Here is a 19,582-nt window from a genome sequence, read left to right on the forward strand (position 1 = left end):
GCAATCGAAGCACGTCCGAGTGCGCGCACTTATCCTTTGAGGGGCGCGGCGAACAAAGGCACAGCGTTCTCGATGGCGTACTGCGTCCCGGCGACCGAGGCGCTCGAGAAGGCATTGCTGAGGTTCTGGTCGTCGAGAACGACCAGGCGTCCGTCGCGAGCGACCGGCAGGCCCTGGATGGACGGATCGTTGGTGATGGCGTCTGCAGTCTCACCGATCGGGAACATGACGGTCAGGTCGGCATCGAGCTGTGCGACGTTCTCGGCCGACAGATCGATTGCGAACTTGCCGTCCTGCGCTTGCGACTGGATCGCCGGGGAGTTCACGAATCCGAGCCTCTTCATGAATTCGACGCGGGCATCACCGTCGACATAGGCGCCGAGCTGGCCGCTGTAGAGGGTTCCGACGGCGACGTTCTTGCCTGCGAACTCCGGATTGGCGGAGATTGCGGCGTCGAAGTCGGCGTTGGTGTCGTCGATGAGCTGCGCACCTTCCTCGGACTTGCCGAGAGCGTCTGCGACCAGCTGGGTCTGCCCGTCCCACGTGGTGCCATAGGCGATCTCGGTGCCGACGGGTGCGCCTACGGTCGGGGCGACTTCGGACAGCTTGTCGTACACGGCCTTGTCGTTGGTGCTGCGAGTCCACAGAATCAGGTCCGGCTTCAGGGCTGCGACCGACTCGATGCTCACGTCGTAGGTGCCGAGAATGGTGGGCGCGGTGTCGTAGGACTCGTCGACCCACGGGCCGAGGCCGTCGCCGCCGACGGCGAGCCAGTCGCTCGCACCGACGGGTTGTACTCCGAGGGCCAGCGCCGTTTCGGCGTCGGACCAACCGAGGGCGACGACTCTCTGCGGGTCGGCGGGGACGGTCACCTCGCCGAAGATGGTGTCGACGGTGGCACCTTCGGCGGTCTCGGACTCGGAGTCACTGCTTCCGCTGCAGGCGGTCAACACGACGACCGACAGTGCAGCTACCAGCGGTACCAACGTTGAACGTTTGAAGATGTGCATAGGCAACGCTAACCTATGGGCGCCGGTTTCGAGAACTGATCGACGATTGCCGCGTTCGTGACCACCTGGGCCCGTGTCATTCCTCGACGACGAGAGGATGCGGCTGAGATTTGAACTTCGCGGGCGAACCGTCGGCCATCGCGACGCCGTGTATTCCGCCCCACGCCATCATGCAGAGGTAGTCGATGAGGTCTTCTGCGGACATCGACTTGTTGGAGATCCACCAGTGCGTGGCCAGTTGAACTGCCCCGACGATCGCGAAGGCGAACGGCACGGATCCACCGGAATCCATCTCGCGACTTCGTAGGCGTTCACCCAGCACCGTTGCGAGCAACTCGGCGATCATGCGCTCCGACTCCGCCACGACGTCGCGGTTGGGCCCAGCGCTGTTGGACATGACGTAGAGGTAGACCTCGGGGTCCGTGGCGACCGTCTCCACATATGCGGCGATGACAACTCTGGTCAAGTGATATTCGTCGAGTTCCTCGGAGATCGCGTCGTAGATCCGCGGCGCGAGAGTCGTCTCGACGTACCTGCTCATGGTCGCGTTGGTCAGATCGTTCTTGTCGGTGAAATACCGGTACAGAACCGTCTTCGAGATCCCGATCTCCGACGCGATCTCGTCCATGCCGATATCGCGTCCGCGGAGTCGAATCGCGGCAAGGGTGCCGTCCACCAACTCTTCTCGGCGTGCGATCTTGTGCTCGCGCCAGCGCCGCTTACGCCCGTCCGGCTTCTCGACCTTCGGTTCCGCGTCCTCGGGCTGCGCGTCCTTGGAACGTGAATTCGGGTCCGCCTTGGCTGTCGATGTCGCATTTCTCGCCACGTGTGTCCGCCGTATCCCATCGTCGTACGTCCGGGCATCAGCTTAAGCGTCGAGCAAGCGATCGCGCGTACCGCACCTCGCCCCCGAATGCATGTCCCCGGGCGCGGGCACAATGGCGTGGGTGCAGCTGATGAATTTCGACGACGCGACCAAGCGCCGCGACCTTCGCAAGATGAAGATGGTCGCGACAGGGTTCCTCGTCTTCGCGACCGTGGTCTACCTGGTGTGCCGCTGGCAGGAATCGCGGGGGGCCGGCGACTGGGTCGGATATGTGCGGGCGGCGGCGGAAGCGGGCATGGTGGGTGCGCTCGCCGACTGGTTCGCCGTCACCGCGCTCTTCAAACACCCGCTGGGGATTCCGATCCCGCACACCGCGATCATCAAGAAGAAGAAGGATCAGCTCGGGTCGAGTCTCGGCTCGTTCGTCGGTAGCAATTTCCTGGCGCCCGACGTCGTCTCCGAGAAGGTCCAGTCCGCGCAGATTCCGCTGCGCCTGGGAACCTGGCTCGCCGTTCCGGAGAACGCCGAACGCGTCGCCGCCGAATCGGCGACCGTCATGCACGGCGTCGTGGAAGTGCTCAACGACGCCGATATCACCCAGGTCATCGATTCCACGATCGTGCGTCGGCTCGCCGATCCGCAGTGGGGTCCGCCGATCGGGCGTGTCCTCGACGAGTTGATCACGGAGAACCGTCAGCTTCCGCTGATCGACATGCTGGCCGAGCGTGCGCACCAATGGGCGCTGGGGAGCCAGGAGACCATCGATCGCGTGGTGTCGCGGGATTCGCCGACGTGGTCGCCGAAGTTCGTCGACACTCTGCTGGGCGAGAAGATCTACAAGGAGATCGTCGAGTTCACCTGGAAGGTCAGGTCCAATCCTGATCACGAACTCCGGCTCGCCGCCAACAAGTTCCTCGTCGACTACGCGCACGATCTTCAGCACGATCCAGCGACCATCGAGAAGGCCGAGTCGCTCAAGGCTCAGATCATGGGGCGAGAGGAGATCACCGGCCTCGCAGCGGCCACGTGGAAAGTGGCCAAGAGACTCATCACCGAATCGGTCGACGACCCGTCGAGCACATTGCGCCTCAAGATCAGCGAGAACGTCGCGAGCTGGGGTGTGCGGATTCGCGACGACCACGAACTACGCGGCAAGGTCGACGGGTGGCTCCTCGGGGGAGCGCGGTACATCGCGTCGAACTACGCGGACGAGATCACCACGATCATCACCGACACCGTCGCGCGTTGGGATGCCGAGGAGGCGAGTTCCAAGATCGAACTGCAGGTCGGGCGTGACCTGCAGTTCATTCGCATCAACGGCACCGTCGTCGGATCCATAGCGGGACTCGCGATCTACTCGCTGTCGAATCTGCTGTTCTAGCCCGCTGCTAGCAGAGTGCTTGCAATAGCTAGCACCCTTGGGTAATCTCGGGCAAGTACACCGAAACCACGAGTTTCGAACCAGGAACGAGCGGTGAACATGGCCCCCAGCAAAGACGATCAAATCGACAATCAGGGGATTGTCGCCAAGGTATCCGAGGCGACAGAAGTCGTAGCCGAGGCGAGTGATCTCGTCGCCAGCGTCGTCACCACGGCGGCGTCGGACATCGGCAGTTACATCCGTTCACAGCGTGTGGCCGCGCAGGTTTCACTGCGGCAACTCGCGTCGAGGGCGGGGGTGAGCAACCCGTATCTGAGCCAGATAGAACGTGGGTTGCGCAATCCATCCGCCGAGGTGCTCGCCCAGATCGCCAAGGGTCTGCGCGTGTCATCGGAAGCGTTGTACGTACGGGCCGGATTCTTGGAAGAACGTCCACACGGTCCGGTTCGAGATGCATTGCTCGGAGATTCGGAGATCACCGAACGGCAGAAGCACGTGCTGATCGAGATCTACGACTCGTTTCGTCGCGAGAACGAGCAGAAGCAGAAGACGAACGACGCCACGTCGTCGGATACGACGTCGTCGACCGAACCAGAACTGCACTCAGACCCAGAATCACCCATACAGGAGTCTTCCCAATGACTGATCCCAAGAATTTCGACACCGTCAAGACGCCTATCTTCGCCGCCGTCGGCGCAGGCGATGCGGTAGTTCAGGCCGTGGCCGATGTGGTTGCGCAGGTGCGTTCGCGGGCCGAGGTCCGCGGCACCGAGGTGACCGACCGCGTCGATACCGCCCGCGCTCGTCTGGCCGACTTCTCCGAGGACGTCAGCGAAGGAGTCGAGTCGCTCCGCGAGCGTCTGACCAATCTTCCCGCCGAACTCCCCGACGAGATCGCCGAACTCCGTGAGCGTTTCACTCCGGAGGAACTGCGCAAGGTCGCCGAGGCCTACCTCAAGGTGGCGTCGGATCTGTACACCTCGCTCGCCGAGCGCGGCGAGGAGACCGTCGAGCGCATCCGCCGCACTCCCGCCGTCGAAGAAGGCATCGAGCGTGCCAACGCAGCCGCCAACGACGTCGTCGACCTGACCGAGCAGGCGCTGGGCACCGTCGCTTCGCAGACTCGCGCGGTCGGCGAACGCGCTGCTGCTCTCGCAGGCATCGCGTCGGACAAGGTTCGTGACACTGCCGACGACCTGGCCGACGAGATCGAAGAGGCAGGCGAGAATGCCAAGGAGGCGGCAACCGACGCCTCGCAGAAGGTCAGCGGCACCGCAGGCAAGGTCGAGTCCAAGACCCGCGGCACCAACAATTCACCGATCAAGAAGACCGCACCGGCGAAGAGTGCCCCTGCGGCTACCCCCGCGGCGGCGGCCAAGAAGACTGCAGCGCCCGCCAAGAAGGCACCGGCCAAGAAGGCCTGACCTTCCTGTCAGCCGATCCACCCCCTGCATCGATCGATGCAGGGGGTGTTTTGTCTGGGCGGATCAATGCAGGGGCGATTTGCCGGTCGAGCGGAGCGAGGGGCGATTTGCCGGTGGAGCGGAGCGAGGGGCGATTTGCCGGTGGAGCGGAGCGAGGGGCGTTTTGCGTAGTATGGCGGGGTGCCAGCCGTCGATAGCCTCACGTCTTTGATCCTTCTGGCCCTTCGCCTTGTCGCGTTGGCCGGTGCCGCGTATGCGGTTTTCCATGCGGCGCGTCAACGTCCTGATGCGTTCACGGCGGTCGACAAGCTGACCAAGCCTGTGTGGTTGGGCATTCTCGTGGTGGCGTTGCTGGTTGTTTTCGTGTTCGGGGCGGTGAACTTCATCGGTTTGCTCGGCGTTGTCGCGGTGTGTGTGTACCTCGTCGATGTTCGTCCCAAGGTCGACGCGATTCAGCGCGGCCCTCGTTGGTGACCTGGGGGTCGCCGCAGCAGGCCAACGGTTTCGCTGCTCGGGCGCATATCGTCTAGTCATGATCGAGTATCGCGTCGACGACTTGGCTCGGCGTGCGGGCGTCAGTGTGCGGAATGTGCGTGTCTACCAGGACCGGGGTCTTCTTCCGCCGCCGCGCAGGGAGGGCAGGACCGGGTGGTACAACACCTCGCACCTGGCACGTCTCGGGCTGATTTCTCGGATGTTGGATCGTGGTTACACGTTTGCCACCATCGGTGAGCTTCTGACGGCGGCGCAGTCCGGCCTGCGCGTCGAGGACGTGCTCGAGACTGATGACGCCGTGCAGACACCCGACTCCGCGCACCTTTCTCGCGCCGATATGCAGACGATGTTCGGGGATGACGTCTCCGATGCCGACCTGGACCGAGGCGTCGAACTCGGGGTCATCGCCACGTCGGGAGACGGCTATCGCGTCGACAACCCGTTGCTGGTCGAGGCGGCGCGGTTGTTGTCGGCTGCCGGAATCTCGTTGAGCCGGACGCTCGATCAGACCGAGGCTGTGCGCCGGGATCTCGATGACGTCGCGGGTCGTTTTGTTGCGTTGATCACAGACAGATTCCTCGGTGCAGGACAAGATCCTTTCGAGACCGATGCTGCGACGGTGGGGGACATTGCCGAGCTGGTGAACCGGCTGAGACCTCTGGCACACCAGACGGTCACTGCGTTGTTCACGGAAGCTATGGACCACCGAATCACGTTGGTCATGGAAGAGGTCGTCGCGAAGCACGGTGGTGATGCCGCGCCTGCGACGGATCGGTAACGCTGCAACGAAGGAGATGTTCGTGGTCACACGTAGAGCCGTCGAGGGTGCCGCCGTTGGTATCGGAGGCCTTGCCGCAGCTGCGGGTATCGGTGCCTTCCTGCTGCGTAGGCGCAGGGGCAACTCGTTCGTCACCACCTCCGACGCGCAGCCCGATGCGCTGCTGCGGACGCCGGTCCTCGTTCCTCGCATCGTTCCCGTCGTCACCGACGACGGCGCCGAACTGCATGTCCGCGTCTACGGCGACCCCAGCGCTGCGCCCATCGTCTTCAGTCACGGATGGACGTGTTCGGCCGATTTCTGGATCCCGCAGATCAACGCGTTCGCGGAGAACTACCAGGTGATCGTCTACGACCAGCGCGGTCATGGACGCAGCGATGTCGGATCGAGGCCGCTCGGGCCCGACGTGCTCGCCGACGACCTGGCCGACGTGCTTGCCGCGACGGTCGCCGAGGACAACAAAGCGGTACTCGTCGGCCACAGCATGGGCGGAATGTCGGTCATGGCGTGGGCGGGGCGTTACCCCGAGCAGGTCGATCGGCTCGTCAGCGCGGTGCTGCTGGCCAGTACGGCGACGGACAGTCTGGTCCGTGAGACCACTGTCATCCCACTTCCGACACGGTTCCCGCGTGTCCCGGTTCCGCTGGGTCGCGTCGTGCTGAAGTCGGCGGTACCTCTGCGTCCGTCACCGGTGACGCGTCAAGCGATCAAGTACGTGTCGATGGCTCCTGGCGCGTCGGCGGCAGAGGTCGCGTTCTGCGAGAAGATCGTGCTCGAGTGCGCTCCGCGGACCAGGGGAATCTGGGGCGCGGCGCTGACCGATCTCGATATTCACGAAGCGCTGGCCAACATGAACGTGCCGACCAGCGTGCTGGTCGGCACCGCCGATCGCCTGACGCCCCCGGTGCATGCGCGCAGGTTGGCGGGGGCACTGAAGGCGCACGACCACCTGAGCAGACTCATCGAACTCACCGGCGTCGGACACATGAGTTCGGTGGAGTCGATCGACGAGTTCAACGCCGAGGTCGCGCGGCTCCGCAACCTGTAGCGCTGCTCTAGCTGAAGACCACCGTCTTCTTGCCGTGCACGAGCACCCGGTCCTCCAAGTGCCAGCGCAGGCCGCGGGAGAGCACGAGCTTCTCGATGTCGCGCCCCTGCCTGACCATGTCGGCCACCTCGTCGGAGTGGTCGACGCGGATGACGTCCTGTTCCACGATCGGACCGGCGTCGAGTTCGGCGGTGACGTAGTGGCACGTGGCGCCGATCAGCTTCACACCGCGCGCGAACGCCTGGTGATAGGGCCGAGCACCGACGAACGACGGCAGGAAGCTGTGGTGGATGTTGAGCGCGCGCCCGGACCAGTGCTCGCAGAGATCCTGTGGCAGCACCTGCATGAAGCGGGCGAGGACGACGGCGTGTGGATCGTACGAGTCGACGAGGCGGCGAACCTCGTCGAACGCCGGGCCCCGTTCGGTCGGGTCCTTCGCGAACTCGACGTGATGGAACTTGATGCCGTGCGCCGTGGCGACAGGCTCTAGCGACTCGTGATTGCCGATGACGGCGGACACCTCGGCCGGTAGTTCACCGCCTGCAGCCCGTCCGAGCAGGTCGTGCAGGCAGTGGGCTTCCTTGCTGACGAGGATGACCACCCTTTTGCGGACACCGGAATCATGAAGTGTCCATTCGGTTTCCGGTCCGATGTCGGCTGCGACTGCCGCGAACTCGGTACGCAGTTGTTCGATGCTCATCGACACCGAGGACGCACGGACAGCCTGCCGGGTGAAGAACCATCCGGTGTCCGGGTCGGCGTGGTACGCCGCCTCGACGATCCAGCCGCCGATGTCGGCGAGAAATGTCGAGAGTTTGGCGACGATGCCCGTGCGGTCGGGGCATCCGAGGGACAGAACGTAGCGACGGTCGTCGACGACACCAGCAGAACTCATGGGCCGATTCTTTCAGGACACCCGAACGCCGGTTGCCACCAGTGTGGTCGCGTCGATCGAATCGACCCCGCGGGCGGTCAGCAGTTCGAGTAACTCGTCGCGCACGACACCGCGTTCGGCGTCGTCCAGGCCGGCGAGCGCACCCCTCATGCCGCTCCCCAGAACGAAGTTCCATACGAAGTCCGCGGTGGCGGGAACATGGTTCGACAGTTCTGTGACCTCGACGGATCCGCAGCCTTGCGCCTCCAGCCACGCGGCGAGCAGGTCCGAGGTCTCGATGCGACGGATCGGATTGTCCGCATACCCCGTGCGAGACCTCGGGCCGGTGTGCTCGGTGTCCGGCGAATGCCGCGCGATCACCTCGTAGTACGCACGGCTGAACTCCTCGAATGCGCCCTTGCGCCACACCGTCACCCCGACGCGGCCGCCTGGGCGTACCAACCGGACGAGCCGTGCGAACGAGGCATCCATGTCGGGAAGGAAGAAGATCCCGTACGACGACGCCAACGCGTCGTAGCCGCTTCGTACGGTGCTCGGCGCCTCCCATGTGGTGGCGTCGGCGCACACGAAGTCGACGTTGCGCAGTGCGAGAGCGGTGGCCTTGACGCGGCCGAGTTCGAGCAGATCGTCGGCGAGGTCGACGGCGTGGACGAGGCCGTCAGGTCCGACGGCGGCCGCGGCAGGAAGGGCCGATGCGCCGGTGCCCGCGCAGACGTCGAGCACCGATTCCCCGGCGGCGAGCTTCAACGCGAACACGAGTGACTGGCCGGCGGGACCCCAGACGAGGGGCGCCGCGAGATCGAACTCTCGGCTCGTGGAATCGAAGGTGCGCGCCATACGAGAGGTGGACATAACCGTGGAGCTTAGGGCGCAGGAGTCTGTGGTTGGGTGGTCACATGTCCGTCACCCGCAGCGCCCTTGCCCGAATGGTCGATCACACGTTGCTCAAGCCGGAGGCCACGGCGGCCGACGTCGCCGCGCTCGTCGAAGAGGCGCGCGCGCTCGGTGTCCTCGCGGTCTGCGTATCGCCGTCGATGCTGCCTGTCGGGGCCGAGGGTCTCGTTGTCGCAGCTGTCGCGGGATTCCCGTCGGGCAAACATCATTCGCTCGTCAAGGGCGCCGAGGCGCGGCTGGCGGTCGATCAGGGCGCGGACGAGATCGACATGGTGATCGACGTCGGAGCTGCTGTCGCGGGGGACTACAACGCCGTCCTGGCCGACGTACTGACGGTTCGCGAAGCCATCGGGCCTTCGGCGGTGCTCAAGGTGATCATCGAGTCGGCTGCACTGTCCGACACGGCAATCGTCGAGACATGCCTCGCGGCCGAGAAAGCAGGAGCGAACTTCGTCAAGACCTCCACGGGCTTCCACCCGGCGGGCGGGGCCAGTGTCGAGGCCGTCCGGTTGATGGCGGATACGGTCGGCGGCAGGCTCGGTGTGAAGGCCAGCGGCGGGATCCGGACGACCGAGGCTGCCCTGGCGATGATCGACGCCGGGGCAACGCGACTCGGCCTGTCCGGAACCTCGGCCGTCCTCGCCGGCCTGGAGAGTTAGGCCAGAGGGTTAGGCCTGGAGGGTTAGGCCAGAACGCCACAGCCTTCGGGTGATTCGACGGTCTGGCCGGGAGGAGGCGCGGGCATCGTGTACTGCCCGCCCTGGAGGGCCAGTTCGATTCCGCTGTCGGTGACGGTCAACGACGTCGGCTTCATGTCGAGTGGGTACTGCTGCAGGCTGTCCGTCAGCACACCGACGATGCTGTCCACCAGATCGGTCGGAATGCCGAGTCCCAGGATGGACGCGTCGACGGTCTGTACATCGACGCGATCGCCGGAGATGGACGGCTTCACCGTCAGCTGAGCGATACCACCGACCGAGAACGACAGTGTGCCTGCGGACTGACTTGCGGTGACGCCGGAGACGAGGGCGCCGATGCCCTGCGATTGCAGTGTGGCCGCGATGCCGTCGGTCGACCAGCTGATATCGGCACTGGAGCTACCGATGGTGCCGTTGCTGTCCGCGGTCTGCTCGAGGTTCACATCCTTGACCTCCGCGTGCACGACCATTCCTTCGGCGGGGCCGAAGCGTGCATCACTGCTGTCGACGGTCACCGATGAGACCTGCTTGTCGACGAGTGAGATCAGGATCGGCTTCCAGCCGAGGCCTACGTCGACGGAGCTGCCGATCTCACTTTCCAATTGGCCTGCGAGGCATGACTTGATCTGCTGGCGGAAGAACAGTTCTCCGCCCAGCAGCGCAGCGACGAGCACGAGGACCACTACTACCGCGATCAGGGGAGCTTTGCTTCGTGTCATTCGCAGCAGTCTTCCCGATGAATCTGAAAGAGCTCTGTGAATCGCCGCTTCCCCGCAAACGCACGTGCGTTTGTGTGGGTGGTGGGGTGTTGTCCGCCGTTCCTCGCAAACGCACGTGCGTTTGCGGGAGAGGAGGGGGCGGTCGATGTCCGGTCGAATTGTTGTGATGTGTAACACATCGGTGTCGTACTCTTGTGTGCATGAGCACGACACGACCGAGCACCGTCGAACTCCGGCGTCTGGCCGCGAGTCAGGATGGCTACTTCACCGTCGAGCAGGCCGAGTCACTCGGTTTCGACCACCCGTCGATACAGGCCAGCATCGTCGCGGGTGACTGGACGAAGGTCGAGCGGAATCTGTGCAGACTGGCCGAGTGGCCGCACAGCGACCTCGAACAGTTCGCGATGTGGTGCGCATGGTTCGGCGGCGATGCCGTCATCTCACACCAGAGTGCCGCGGAGTTGCACGGATTCGGGCACCTGCATCCGCAGTTCGTTCATGTCTCCGCGTACACCAACATGCGGCTGGCGGACACCCGACTCGCGGTGCACCGCCTGCAGCTCACCCCGCACGACTTCGAGTCCACCGGCACCTTCCGCATCACGACGCCGGTGCGAACCGTGCTCGACCTCGCCGCGGGCGGTATCTCGCAGATCACGCTCGACGAAGTCGTGGGCGACGCGGTGGCGATAGGCCGCGTCGATCCGGGCGTGCTGTACGCCGAGGCGTCGAGCGGCACCGAGCGGGTCACCGAGCGGGTCGAGCTCGCGCTGTCCGCCTGTACCTGACGTTCGGCGCGTCAGGGGTTCGGACGTACGAGGTCCCACGGGACCGTCAGAACGTTGTCACGCATCCTGCGTCTGGGCACCGCGGTGGGGACACCCTCGCGTGCCAGTTGGGTCAACGCCGAGCGCCACCGCACACGCGGGCCGAACGGGGCCAGGGGAGCGGCCGTCACCCACGCCTTGTCGGCGGCGCGAAGCAGTGCATGGATGGGCTCTCCCGGAAAATTCCGGTGGATGAGGGCCTTGGGGAGTCTCTCGGCGATGTCCGACGGCAAGTCCACGGTGAACGGATCCCATGCGAGTGTCAGTGAGATCGGCCCGGTCTCGTCGAGCAGCACCCAGGCGCAGCGACGCCCGAGTTCGTCGCACGTTCCGTCCACCAGTAGGCCGCCGGGAGCGAGCCCGGACAGTATCCGCGACCACGCGTCGGGCACAGCATCTTCGGGGTACTGACGGAGAACGTTGAATGCGCGCACCAGATTGGGGCGCAGTCCGGCGAGCTCGAAACCGCCGCGCGCGAAGTGCACGTTCTCCGACCCCGGTACGACGCGCGCGGGGTCGATCTCGAGGCCGGTGACTCGGAGGTCCGCTCGGATCGTGCGGAGGCGTCGCGCGATTTCGAGCGTCGTATCGGGTCTGGCGCCGTAACCGAGGTCGACGACCAGTGGGTCGAGCGCATCGGTCAACACCTGCCGCACGAGGGGGCTGTGGGTGAGCCAGCGATCGCTGCGCCGGAGGCGGTTGATGCCGGTGGTGCCGCGGGTCACGACGCCGACAGGAGTGGAGCCTGCGGAATGACCCTTGGATACAGGAGTGGAGCCTGCGGAATGACCCTTGGATACAGGAGTGGAGCCTGTGGAACGACCTCTCAGAACTGGCGTGTCAGGTGTTCTTGGCAAGCCAGTCGGCTGTCACTTCGCCCTCGCCGCGCCACAGGTCACGCAGGTTCACGAGCATGAGTTGCTCGAGCTTGCCGCCGACGAAGGGGAGGAAGACTTTGGCTTCGGACGAGGTGCGCAGGGTCGAGCCGGTTTCCGTCGCGAACAGTGACGTCGTGCCCTTGAGGCTGCCCGGTCCGGCTGGAATCGACGCGTCGTACTTGCCTTCGGTGGTGTCCTCGTAGGGATCGAAGTGCACGTTGCGCGTGATGACCATGTCTTTTTTCATGACGGTTTGAGCGATGTCCGGTAGCTCCGTCCTCGGAATGATGTGATGCATCACGATGTCGATTCCTGTGTCGGTGACCTCGAAACTCTTCAGCTCGTTGTGGGAGTACTTCTTCATCTCCTCGACCCGAGCGTTCCAGTGATCGCGACTCGACAACGCGGCATACACCTGCTCCGTGGAGTGGGTGAACCGGGCTGAGTAGTTCATGCGGCGCGCCATAGTCGGCCAGGGTACCGGCTGACTCGCCGAACACTGCTACAGGTTCTTGTCGATCCACTCGCCGGTGAAGTCGTGTTCGTTGTCGATGAGCGCCAGGACCTGCTCGCTGATCATGGACTCGATCTTGCTTCCGAAGATCGGGATCTTGACCTCGGTGGTACCGGAGAGGGACGTGGTGGACGACGTGCTGTCACCTTCGAGGAGCGTCGTGCCGGAGATCGACGCGGGAGCGCCTTCGACCGTCGCGCCGAACTTGCCCTCGGCGCGGTTGCCGCCGAGTGGTCCCCAGGATTCGGTGCGCTCGATGACGAGCGGGCCCTTCTTGAATGCCGTCACCGCGGCAGGCAGCTCGTCCTCGGGAATGGACTGCGTCATCACCACGCTGATCGTGCCGTTGACGGCAGTGACGCTCACCAGCTGCGCACCCGGTCCGCCGATGCCGTCGATCCGGTCCTTCCAGTACTGCTCGGAGACGAGCGCGGCGTGCACCTTGTCGACAGATGCGGGGACGGACGCGCTGTGCGCGATTGGGCGAGGCATAGCCCGGAGGGTACCGCGTGCATCCGACACCTCTTCCGGACCGGTACCCTGGACTCCCGTGCCCACCGCAATTTCCGGCCTCACGACCATGCGCCTCGGTGGCCCGGCCCGTGAGTTCGCCGTAGCGAAGACATCCGAAGAACTCGTCGCCCTCGTGCGTGACGCCGACACGTCGGGAACCCCGGTTCTGCTGGTCGGAGGCGGATCGAATCTGGTCGTCGGCGACCAGGGTTACGACGGTCTGGTGATCAAGGTCGAGACGTCGGGCATCCGTGTCGACGGGGACTCCATCCGGGTCGCGGCGGGAGAACGCTGGGACTCGGTCGTCGCTGCCTCGCTCGACGAGGGTCTGGCGGGCCTGGAAGCTCTTTCCGGGATCCCCGGCCTCACCGGTGCGACGCCGGTGCAGAACGTCGGCGCATACGGGACCGTCACCTCGGATGTGCTCGACTCGCTCACGGTCTACGACCGCGAGACGGGTGAGACGTCCACCTGGACGCCGGATCGATGCGGATTCGGATTGCATCGCCAGTCCGTCTTCAAGCACTCGACGCGGTACGTCATCCTCGACACGACGATGGCCTTGCGGCGGTCGGGATCCTCGGATCCGGTTCGGTACGCGGGTCTTGCGGACAGGCTCGGCGTCACCATCGGCGACACGGTTGCCGCGAAGGACGTGCGTACGGCCGTGTTGGATCTGCGAGGCCAGAAGGGGATGGTGCTCGACGCCGAAGACCACGACACGTGGAGCGTCGGCTCCTTCTTCCTGAACCCGGTGCTGACGGACATTCCGGAGCCGGCGTCGCGGGCACCCCAGTACCCGGATCCGTCGGGCATCAAGATCCATGCGGCATGGCTGATCCAGAACGCAGGCTTCGCTCATGGTTACGGCCGCGAGTTCGGCAATGGGACGGTGTCGCTGTCGACCAAGCACGTTCTCGCGATCACCAACCGCGGCGGCGCGACGACGGCGGATGTCATGGCGCTGGCGTCGCACATCAGGGACGGCGTCGAAGCGGAGTTCGGAATCACACTCGTGCCCGAATGCGATCTGGTCGGCTGCTCGCTCAGTTGATACCGGCTGACCGCCTACCATGGGATCTTTGTAGTTGCGTTCTGTGCAGTGCAAGTGAAGGAGTTTTTCAGTGCAGGTCACAAGCGTCGGGCACGCGGGTTTTCACATTCAGACCGATGCAGGCAACATCCTGTGTGATCCGTGGGTCAATCCCGCGTACTTCACGTCGTGGTTCCCGTTTCCGGACAACACGCAGCTGGATTGGGACACCCTCGGCAACTGCGATTATCTGTACGTCTCGCACCTGCACAAAGACCACTTCGATCCGAAGAACCTCGCCGAGCACGTCGACAAGGACACGACCGTCCTGCTGCCGGACTACCCGGTCCCGGATCTGAAGAACGAGCTGATCAAGCTCGGTTTTCACAAGTTCTTCGAGACGACCGACTCGGTCAAGCACCGAATCTCCGGCCCCAAGGGCGATCTCGACATCATGATCATCGCCCTTCGTGCGCCTGCCGACGGCCCCATCGGCGACTCCGGTCTCGTCGTGTCCGACGGTGAGACCGTCGCGTTCAACATGAACGACGCTCGCCCGGTCGACCTCGACGTGCTGACCGAGGAGTTCGGGCATGTCGACGTGCACATGCTGCAGTACTCCGGCGCCATCTGGTACCCGATGGTCTACGACATGGTCGAGCGTGCAAAGAAGGCGTTCGGCGAGCAGAAGCGTCAGCGTCAGATGGACCGTGCTCGCCAGTACATCGAGCAGATCGGTGCGACGTGGGTCATCCCGTCAGCGGGCCCGCCCTGTTTTCTGGACGACGAGCTGCGCTTCCTCAACGACGTGTACGACGACCCGTCCAACATCTTCCCGGACCAGATGGTCTTCCTCGATCAGATGCGCCGAAACGGCCACGACAAAGGGTTGCTGCAGATCCCCGGCACGACGTCGACGTTCGTCGGCAGTGAACTCGTCTCGCACGAGCATCCGCTGCCGGTCGAGGAGGTCGAAGCGATCTTCACCACCGGTAAGGCCCAGTACATCGAGGATTTCGCCCAGCGTCAGGCCGGCGTCATCGCGGCAGAGAAGGCGGCGTGGGCATCGGCCGACGGTGAGCCGTTGCTCGAGCCGCTCCGAGAGTTGTTCGAGCCCATCATGATTCAGACCGACCAGATCTGCGACGGCATCGGTTACCCGGTAGCACTGATGCTCGGCGCGGAAACCGTCGTACTCGATTTTCCGAAGCGGATCGTGCGCGAACCTGTGCTGAAAGAGCGCTTTCGCTACAGCTTCACCATCGCGCCCGAGCTGGTACGAACCGTCGTGCGCGACAAGGAACCGGACTGGGTCAACTCGGTATTCCTGTCGACGCGTTTTCGTGCACGTCGTGTCGGTGGGTACAACGAGTTCCTGTACACGTTCTTCAAATGCCTCACCGACGAGCGGATCGCCTACGCGGACGGATGGTTCGCCGAGGCGCACGACGACACCGCAACCATCGTCAAGGACGGTTACGAGATCCAACGTCGGTGCCCGCATCTGAAGGCGGACCTGTCGAAGTTCGGGATCGTCGAGGGCAACAAGCTGACGTGCAACCTGCACGGCTGGGACTGGAACCTCGACACCGGTCGCTGCCTGACGTCGAAGGGGCACGAACTGCGGTCGACCAAGCTCTGAGCAACCAGTCACCATCCACGCAAACGCACGTGCGTTTGCGTAGATGGGTGGGAGTTTCCGCTGGTCGGGTCCGGATGCTGCGCAAATGCGTGTGCGTTTGCGTGGTGGGTGACGGTGTCTGCTGGTCGGGTTTTGGGTGCTGCGCAAATGCGTGTGCGTTTGCGTGGTGGGGTGGGGTGGGGTCCGGGGATGGGCGTTTGCGCAGAATGTCCGGATCCAGGTGTGAAACCGGTGTGAATCCGAGCGCACAGGACGTCTCGATAGTGGTCGGGTAATTTTCCGCGGGTACGTTGGAACACGTGCATGAGCAGGTAGAACGGACAAATCGGACGCGGTTGCTGTGGTGGATCGCGGCGATCGCGGCACTGGCGGCTCTCGTCGCGGGATGCACCATCGGCAGTGACGGCGGATCGACCGGCAGTGCGGCGTCGACGACCGAAGCCCCACCGGTTGCCCAGGTGACGCAGAATCCGACGGATGGAGCCGAGGACGTCAGTCCCATCGCCCCCATCTCGGTGTCCGTCACCAACGGAACTCTGAGCGGCGTCACGCTGACCAACCCCGAAGGCAAACTCGTCCAGGGCGCGCTCGCGCCGGACAAGGCGTCGTACGGCATCACCGAACCGCTCGGCTACGGCTCGACGTACACGTGGGCGGGCACCGCGATCGGCTCCGACGGCAAATCCGTCGAGATCGACGGAAGCTTCACCACTGTCACTCCGGACAGCAGGACGGCGGTCAGCACCAACATCGGTGACGGCCAGGAGGTCGGCATCGCGGCGCCGATCATCCTGCAGTTCGACTCGACGATCGAGAACAAGGCGGCCGTCGAGAAGGCGCTGACCGTCACCACGAACCCGCCGACGCCGGGGGCGTGGGCATGGTTCCCCGACGACAACGGCTCACGGGTGCACTGGCGCCCGGCCAACTACTGGGCTCCCGGTACGACGGTGTCGGTGCAGGCGAATCTGTACGGCGTCGACTACGGCGACGGCGCTTACGGCGCCGACGACGTGACCATCGACTTCAGCATCGGTCGCAGTCAGATCGTCAAAGCAGAGGCGACGAGCCACCGCATGCAGGTCGTCCGTGATGGGCAGACCATCATGGACATTCCGGTGAGCTACGGCGAAGGCAACGAAGCGCGCAACGTGACGCGCTCGGGCATCCACGTGGTGACCGAGAAGCACGAGGACTTCCTGATGTCGAATCCGCCGTTCTACGAGAACGTGCGCGAGCGATGGGCCGTCCGCATCTCCAACAACGGCGAGTTCATCCACGCCAACCCGGAGACAACCGGCGTGCAGGGCGCGTCGAATGTCACCAACGGGTGTATCAACCTTTCGACCGAGGACGCCCAGCAGTACTTCGGCATCGCGATGTACGGCGACCCGGTCGAGGTGACGGGCACGTCGATCGACCTGTCGGCTGCCGACGGCGATCTCTACGACTGGGCGATCGACTGGCCGACGTGGGAGTCGATGTCCGAGCTGCCTGCAGGCGCTGCTGCGGCGACGACTCCGGTTGCACCTGCCGTCGCTCCGGCGGCGGTTCCGGCGGGCTGAGTCCGCAGTCGCGTCACGAAAAATGCCAGGTGCACGGATGCACCTGGCATTTCTCGTCTGTCAAGAATCAAGACCGCGAAGAATCAGGACCGCGCGAAGCGACCGGGGCCGGCCTGGTCGCGAGGCTTGATGATGATCTGATCGAGATTGACGTGCGACGGACGTGATGCGACGAAGCCGATGACCTCCGCGATGTCGCTGGCCACCAGCGGCGTGATGCCCTTGTACACAGCGTCCGCCTTCGCCTCGTCGCCGTCGAAACGCACGAGCGAGAACTCGGTCTCCACAGCACCCGGTGCGATCTCGGTGAGTCGGACCGGCTGGCCCAGAAGCTCGCCGCGCAGCGTCCGATGCAGCACCGCTTGGGCGTGCTTGGCCGAGGTGTAACCGGAGCCGTTGTCGTACGCTTCGAAGGCCGCAACCGACGTGATGGTCACCACAAGTCCATCGCCCGATTCGATCAGTTTCGGCAGCAATGCCTTGGTGATTCGCAGCGTGCCGAGGACGTTGGTTTCCCACATCCAGCGCCACTCTTCGAGATCGGCATCGATGACAGGTGCGAGTCCTTTCGCTCCGCCCGCGTTGTTGATCAGCACGTGAACGCGGGGGATCACGGCGGTGAACGCGGCGACCGAATCCTCGTCGGTAACGTCCAATTCCAGTGCGGTGCCGCCGATTTCGGACGCGAGCTTCTCCAGGCGGTCGAGGCGGCGTGCCCCGATGGCGACGTGGTACCCCTGCGCGGCCAAATGGCGGGCGGTGGCCTCGCCGATTCCCGAGCTGGCTCCGGTGACAACTGCGATGCGGGCGTCGGGCGAGATTTGTTCGGACAATGTCATGCATCGAATTCTAGTCGCAGGCATTCGCTGCTCGACGGGGCAGGATTGGTGATCCGCCGGGGAGGTGCTAATTTGGCCTCATGTCCGCCAGCCACTCGCCAGCATTGCGTGTCACCTACGTGACTGCTGCTCTGGGTTCTCGGCTGCCACTCCCTCGTGAACTGTGTTGTCTCGGTTTCGGAGCCTGTCGCTAAATCAGCTTTTGCGACTGGTCGTCTCTGCGCTCTTCTTTCTCTGCGCTTTCCTGACCGCATCCTGCACCACCCGTTCTCCAGTGCGGGTCTATTGCCGAGGACAAACCACGTGTCACTTGCAACGCTTCCGATCAATACCTCCGTCGCTTCCATACGCGGATCCCGTTCGTCCTCCGTCGTCGGGCGAACGACCGTCCGCAATCGAGTTCAGATCGTCGCACCCGACTTGCGGGTCGCCGACAGTCCAGCCGCTTCCGTCCTTCGCGTCGCCTCGGTCGAAGGCCCAATTTCCCGCGACATCGCCGCCCGCGCAACGGGTTTGAGTATCGCCACCGTCAACCGTCAGGTCGCCTCGCTCCTGGGTGTCGGTCTGCTGCGTGAGCGGGCAGATCTCACCGCCTCGGGCGCAATCGGTCGGCCCCGCGTGCCGTTCGAGGTCAACCACGAACCGTATTCGACCGTGGGCATCCACATCGGTGCCATCGTCACCGGCATCATCGTCAGCGACCTGCGCGGCCGCATCCTCGGCGCCGTCGAGATCCCGACGCCGAGCGGACCCGCGTCGACGGCCCTGCACACCATCACACGCAGTGCAGGCGCCTTCGCTGCCCGGTGGCACCGGCGCACCCCGCTGTGGGTCGGAGTGGCTCTGGGCGGCCGGGTCGACGCCTCCACCGGAACCGTCGACCACCCACGCCTCGGGTGGGACAACGCACAGGTCGGCTCGATCGTCGGCGGCGGACTCGGTCTGCCGGTGTCGGTCTCGGGTCACGTCGAAGCGATGGCCGCATCCGAACTGCTGTTGACGCCCTCTCGCGCCGAGACCGTCACCACGGGAACGAGCTTGTTCTTCTATGCACGCGAAACCGCAGGCATCGCGTTGACCATCGACGGTCGCGTCCACACCCCGTCCACCGGTCCCGGATCGATCGCGCATCTACCGACCGGTTCCGACGCTCGGTGCGAATGCGGCAACCGCGGATGCCTCGAAGCCACGGTCAGCGACCGGGCTGTCCTCACTGCCGCCGTCGAACGCGGCGTTCTCGCCGGCGGTGAGGGACGTCAGAACATTTCGGCGCTCTACCAGGCGGCACACGACGGTTCGGCGGGAGCGCAGGACATCCTCGTCGAGCGCGCGCAGGTGCTCGGACGCACCGTCGGGCTGCTGCGGGATCTGTTCAACCCCGATCGTGTGGTGCTCGGGGGCCAGGCCTTCACCGAGTACACCGCAGGTGTGCCGCACGTGGCAGAAGCGTTCGGCCGCACATCCACGTTGCCGCGCAAGGATATTCGCATCACCGGATTCGGAAACAAGGTGCAGGAGTACGCGGCTGCGGTCGTCTCGCTCAGTGCCGTGTACTCGGATCCGCTGGCATCCATGCGACGGGCTGCTGCGTAGAGCAGAGAGG

The 19,582-nt window shown here is 64.5% G+C and carries 21 protein-coding genes; 12 read left to right on the top strand and 9 right to left on the bottom strand.

What is annotated here, in order from left to right; genetic code table 11:
- Positions 1-29: 29 nt before the first annotated feature.
- Both RY1_RS14640 and RY1_RS14645 read right to left on the bottom strand, forming a co-directional pair.
- A complete protein-coding gene (locus RY1_RS14640) occupies positions 30-1,010 on the bottom strand; it encodes an iron-siderophore ABC transporter substrate-binding protein (RefSeq protein WP_072804322.1) in 981 nt (326 codons plus the stop codon).
- A 76-nt stretch (positions 1,011-1,086) separates the two neighbouring features.
- Complete coding sequence (locus RY1_RS14645) at positions 1,087-1,836, bottom strand: TetR/AcrR family transcriptional regulator (RefSeq protein ID WP_072804324.1); 750 nt, start codon at positions 1,834-1,836, stop codon at positions 1,087-1,089.
- A 130-nt stretch (positions 1,837-1,966) separates the two neighbouring features.
- On the opposite strand from RY1_RS14645, the gene RY1_RS14650 reads away from it, so the two are divergent.
- The 6 genes from RY1_RS14650 (at position 1,967) to RY1_RS14675 (ending at position 6,962) form a co-directional block, all read left to right on the top strand.
- Complete coding sequence (locus tag RY1_RS14650; RefSeq protein ID WP_245819674.1) at positions 1,967-3,217, top strand: DUF445 domain-containing protein; 1,251 nt, start codon at positions 1,967-1,969, stop codon at positions 3,215-3,217.
- Between the two features lie 99 nt (positions 3,218-3,316).
- Complete coding sequence (locus tag RY1_RS14655) at positions 3,317-3,859, top strand: helix-turn-helix domain-containing protein (RefSeq protein WP_084727451.1); 543 nt, start codon at positions 3,317-3,319, stop codon at positions 3,857-3,859.
- The gene (locus RY1_RS14660) at positions 3,856-4,641 is read left to right on the top strand and encodes a heparin-binding hemagglutinin (protein ID WP_072804327.1); all 786 of its coding nucleotides are present in this window, start codon (positions 3,856-3,858) and stop codon (positions 4,639-4,641) included. Before RY1_RS14655 ends, RY1_RS14660 begins: the two co-directional genes overlap by 4 nt.
- A 180-nt stretch (positions 4,642-4,821) precedes the next feature.
- On the top strand, positions 4,822-5,115 hold the full coding sequence (locus tag RY1_RS14665; protein ID WP_072804329.1) for a DUF2516 family protein: 294 nt from the start codon (positions 4,822-4,824) through the stop codon (positions 5,113-5,115).
- 58 nt (positions 5,116-5,173) lie between these two features.
- Positions 5,174-5,914: a MerR family transcriptional regulator gene (locus tag RY1_RS14670; protein ID WP_072804331.1), complete on the top strand. Its 741-nt coding sequence runs from the start codon at positions 5,174-5,176 to the stop codon at positions 5,912-5,914.
- 16 nt (positions 5,915-5,930) lie between these two features.
- The gene (locus RY1_RS14675; RefSeq protein ID WP_072804585.1) at positions 5,931-6,962 is read left to right on the top strand and encodes an alpha/beta fold hydrolase; all 1,032 of its coding nucleotides are present in this window, start codon (positions 5,931-5,933) and stop codon (positions 6,960-6,962) included.
- Between the two features lie 7 nt (positions 6,963-6,969).
- Here RY1_RS14675 and purU read toward each other — a convergent pair whose 3' ends face one another.
- Positions 6,970-7,857, bottom strand: a complete 888-nt coding sequence (gene purU, locus RY1_RS14680; RefSeq protein ID WP_072804332.1) for a formyltetrahydrofolate deformylase — start codon at positions 7,855-7,857, stop codon at positions 6,970-6,972.
- A gap of 12 nt (positions 7,858-7,869) precedes the next feature.
- Positions 7,870-8,709, bottom strand: coding sequence for a class I SAM-dependent methyltransferase (locus tag RY1_RS14685; protein ID WP_084727438.1), 840 nt, complete (start codon positions 8,707-8,709; stop codon positions 7,870-7,872).
- A gap of 44 nt (positions 8,710-8,753) precedes the next feature.
- Between RY1_RS14685 and deoC the strand changes: the two genes are divergently transcribed.
- Positions 8,754-9,410, top strand: a complete 657-nt coding sequence (deoC, locus tag RY1_RS14690) for a deoxyribose-phosphate aldolase (RefSeq protein ID WP_072804335.1) — start codon at positions 8,754-8,756, stop codon at positions 9,408-9,410.
- Positions 9,411-9,433: 23 nt separating this feature from the next.
- Here the strand turns inward: deoC and RY1_RS14695 are convergent, their stop codons facing one another.
- Positions 9,434-10,168 carry an LmeA family phospholipid-binding protein gene (locus RY1_RS14695; RefSeq protein ID WP_072804337.1) on the bottom strand — a complete coding sequence of 245 codons (735 nt, stop codon included), beginning with the start codon at positions 10,166-10,168 and terminating at the stop codon, positions 9,434-9,436.
- A gap of 200 nt (positions 10,169-10,368) precedes the next feature.
- On the opposite strand from RY1_RS14695, the gene RY1_RS14700 reads away from it, so the two are divergent.
- Complete coding sequence (locus RY1_RS14700; protein ID WP_072804339.1) at positions 10,369-10,956, top strand: type IV toxin-antitoxin system AbiEi family antitoxin domain-containing protein; 588 nt, start codon at positions 10,369-10,371, stop codon at positions 10,954-10,956.
- An 11-nt stretch (positions 10,957-10,967) separates the two neighbouring features.
- Here RY1_RS14700 and RY1_RS14705 read toward each other — a convergent pair whose 3' ends face one another.
- The 3 genes from RY1_RS14705 to RY1_RS14715 all read right to left on the bottom strand — a co-directional run bounded on the left by RY1_RS14705 (position 10,968) and on the right by RY1_RS14715 (position 12,879).
- Entirely contained in the window at positions 10,968-11,720 is a 753-nt protein-coding gene (locus RY1_RS14705) for an SAM-dependent methyltransferase (RefSeq protein ID WP_072804341.1), read from the bottom strand.
- A gap of 115 nt (positions 11,721-11,835) precedes the next feature.
- Positions 11,836-12,339 (bottom strand): DUF2505 domain-containing protein, encoded by a 504-nt coding sequence (locus tag RY1_RS14710; protein WP_072804342.1) that lies wholly within the window; start codon positions 12,337-12,339, stop codon positions 11,836-11,838.
- A 36-nt stretch (positions 12,340-12,375) separates the two neighbouring features.
- Entirely contained in the window at positions 12,376-12,879 is a 504-nt protein-coding gene (locus RY1_RS14715) for a DUF2505 domain-containing protein (RefSeq protein ID WP_072804344.1), read from the bottom strand.
- A gap of 58 nt (positions 12,880-12,937) precedes the next feature.
- On the opposite strand from RY1_RS14715, the gene RY1_RS14720 reads away from it, so the two are divergent.
- The 3 genes from RY1_RS14720 to RY1_RS14730 all read left to right on the top strand — a co-directional run bounded on the left by RY1_RS14720 (position 12,938) and on the right by RY1_RS14730 (position 17,140).
- Positions 12,938-13,954 (top strand): UDP-N-acetylmuramate dehydrogenase, encoded by a 1,017-nt coding sequence (locus tag RY1_RS14720; protein WP_072804345.1) that lies wholly within the window; start codon positions 12,938-12,940, stop codon positions 13,952-13,954.
- 70 nt (positions 13,955-14,024) lie between these two features.
- Positions 14,025-15,575 (top strand): MBL fold metallo-hydrolase, encoded by a 1,551-nt coding sequence (locus tag RY1_RS14725; RefSeq protein ID WP_072804347.1) that lies wholly within the window; start codon positions 14,025-14,027, stop codon positions 15,573-15,575.
- 299 nt (positions 15,576-15,874) lie between these two features.
- Positions 15,875-17,140: a L,D-transpeptidase gene (locus tag RY1_RS14730; protein WP_174565383.1), complete on the top strand. Its 1,266-nt coding sequence runs from the start codon at positions 15,875-15,877 to the stop codon at positions 17,138-17,140.
- 83 nt (positions 17,141-17,223) lie between these two features.
- Here RY1_RS14730 and RY1_RS14735 read toward each other — a convergent pair whose 3' ends face one another.
- Positions 17,224-17,979: an SDR family NAD(P)-dependent oxidoreductase gene (locus RY1_RS14735; RefSeq protein ID WP_072804350.1), complete on the bottom strand. Its 756-nt coding sequence runs from the start codon at positions 17,977-17,979 to the stop codon at positions 17,224-17,226.
- Positions 17,980-18,324: 345 nt separating this feature from the next.
- Between RY1_RS14735 and RY1_RS14740 the strand changes: the two genes are divergently transcribed.
- The gene (locus tag RY1_RS14740) at positions 18,325-19,572 is read left to right on the top strand and encodes an ROK family transcriptional regulator (protein ID WP_281249979.1); all 1,248 of its coding nucleotides are present in this window, start codon (positions 18,325-18,327) and stop codon (positions 19,570-19,572) included.
- Positions 19,573-19,582 lie beyond the last annotated feature (10 nt).

The organism is Rhodococcus yunnanensis NBRC 103083, assembly GCF_001895005.1.
GTDB lineage: Bacteria > Actinomycetota > Actinomycetes > Mycobacteriales > Mycobacteriaceae > Rhodococcoides > Rhodococcoides yunnanense.

Bases quoted from the DNA above. Each gene is read 5' to 3' on its own strand.
- RY1_RS14640 (WP_072804322.1), bottom strand. From the start codon at position 1,010: ATGCACATCTTCAAACGTTCAACGTTGGTACCGCTGGTAGCTGCACTG.
- RY1_RS14650 (WP_245819674.1), top strand. From the start codon at position 1,967: ATGAATTTCGACGACGCGACCAAGCGCCGCGACCTTCGCAAGATGAAG.
- RY1_RS14655 (WP_084727451.1), top strand. From the start codon at position 3,317: ATGGCCCCCAGCAAAGACGATCAAATCGACAATCAGGGGATTGTCGCC.
- RY1_RS14660 (WP_072804327.1), top strand. From the start codon at position 3,856: ATGACTGATCCCAAGAATTTCGACACCGTCAAGACGCCTATCTTCGCC.
- RY1_RS14670 (WP_072804331.1), top strand. From the start codon at position 5,174: ATGATCGAGTATCGCGTCGACGACTTGGCTCGGCGTGCGGGCGTCAGT.
- RY1_RS14675 (WP_072804585.1), top strand. From the start codon at position 5,931: ATGTTCGTGGTCACACGTAGAGCCGTCGAGGGTGCCGCCGTTGGTATC.
- purU (WP_072804332.1), bottom strand. From the start codon at position 7,857: ATGAGTTCTGCTGGTGTCGTCGACGACCGTCGCTACGTTCTGTCCCTC.
- RY1_RS14685 (WP_084727438.1), bottom strand. From the start codon at position 8,709: ATGTCCACCTCTCGTATGGCGCGCACCTTCGATTCCACGAGCCGAGAG.
- deoC (WP_072804335.1), top strand. From the start codon at position 8,754: ATGTCCGTCACCCGCAGCGCCCTTGCCCGAATGGTCGATCACACGTTG.
- RY1_RS14695 (WP_072804337.1), bottom strand. From the start codon at position 10,168: ATGACACGAAGCAAAGCTCCCCTGATCGCGGTAGTAGTGGTCCTCGTG.
- RY1_RS14700 (WP_072804339.1), top strand. From the start codon at position 10,369: ATGAGCACGACACGACCGAGCACCGTCGAACTCCGGCGTCTGGCCGCG.
- RY1_RS14710 (WP_072804342.1), bottom strand. From the start codon at position 12,339: ATGGCGCGCCGCATGAACTACTCAGCCCGGTTCACCCACTCCACGGAG.
- RY1_RS14715 (WP_072804344.1), bottom strand. From the start codon at position 12,879: ATGCCTCGCCCAATCGCGCACAGCGCGTCCGTCCCCGCATCTGTCGAC.
- RY1_RS14735 (WP_072804350.1), bottom strand. From the start codon at position 17,979: ATGACATTGTCCGAACAAATCTCGCCCGACGCCCGCATCGCAGTTGTC.